Below are 1,204 nucleotides of genomic sequence, written 5' to 3'. Positions count from 1 at the left end.
CTGAACCATATCCGCTAATTCAGGAATTAGGTTTACTTCTGGTAAGTCTTCAACTGCAGTGTCCATTGGCATAAGCAGTGGATCGAGCAACTCGCGAGGAGCGATTTCTTCACGATGAGCTTGCTCAAGTAGCTCATTAAGCTGCTCAAGAGTCACCATTTTCTCGTAAGGGTACTTGGCTACAGCTGTGCGGCGCAGCATAGTTACGTGAGCACCACAACCGAGCATTTCGCCCAAGTCATCGACGATAGTACGAATGTAAGTGCCTTTTGAACAGTGCACCTCCATCTCAACTTCATCACCTTCAAAACGGTGAAGAATGATTTCGTATACCGTAATTTTACGAGACTCACGTGGAACTTCGATACCTTTACGAGCGTACTCGTACAGAGGTTTGCCTTGGTATTTCAAAGCAGAAAACATCGAAGGCACTTGGTCAGATTCGCCACGGAACTTCTCGATACTCGCCTCTAGTTTCTCGAGAGTCACATCTACTGGACGCGTTTCTACCACTTCACCATCAGAGTCTGAAGTGTTAGTACGTTCGCCAAGTTTCGCGATCACGCGATAGCGTTTGTCTGAATCCAGTAGGAACTGAGAAAACTTGGTTGCTTCACCTAAACAGATCGGCAACATACCCGTCGCTAGAGGGTCCAACGCACCAGTGTGACCCGCTTTCTCAGCAAAGTAGATTCGCTTTACTTTTTGCAGTGCATCATTGGAAGAGATACCTGTTGGTTTATCCAACAAGATAACACCATTAATTGGACGACCTTTACGACGACGAGCCATTATTCTTCGTCCTCACGGCCAGAGTTCTTTTGCTTCTGCTTGTCTGAGTTAACCACTTCGGTTACTAGGTTAGACATACGCATACCTTCTACGAGCGTGTTGTCGTAGTAGAAGCGGATTTCTGGAGTTAGACGCAGACGAATACGCTTACCAAGCATCATGCGAATGTGAACTTCATGCTCACGTAGTGCCGCTAGGCATGATTCTGGTGTTTGCTCACCTACACATAGGAAAGTCACGAACACTTTTGCGTAAGCAAGGTCACGAGAGACTTCCACATCGGAAATGGTAACCATACCCAAACGTGAATCACGAACTTCACGTTGAAGGATCATTGCTAATTCTTTTTGCAGCTGCTGTGCAACACGCTGCGTGCGGCTAAATTCTTTTGACATATCTTTTCTCTTATATA

Annotated in this window: 2 protein-coding genes; both read right to left on the bottom strand. The window is 46.0% G+C overall.

Features of this window, described 5'->3' with window-relative positions; translation table 11 throughout:
* Positions 1–792 (bottom strand): tRNA pseudouridine(55) synthase TruB (gene truB, locus R8269_RS25170; protein ID WP_318222901.1); only part of this gene is annotated, 792 nt, incomplete at its 3' end.
* Positions 792–1,187: a 30S ribosome-binding factor RbfA gene (gene rbfA, locus R8269_RS25165; RefSeq protein ID WP_005456060.1), complete on the bottom strand. Its 396-nt coding sequence runs from the start codon at positions 1,185–1,187 to the stop codon at positions 792–794. The genes truB and rbfA, both read right to left, overlap by 1 nt.
* Positions 1,188–1,204: the final 17 nt, after the last annotated feature.

The sequence above is a fragment of the Vibrio sp. Vb0667 genome (assembly GCF_033391095.1).
This window is presented reverse-complemented; position numbering and strand designations above follow the sequence as displayed.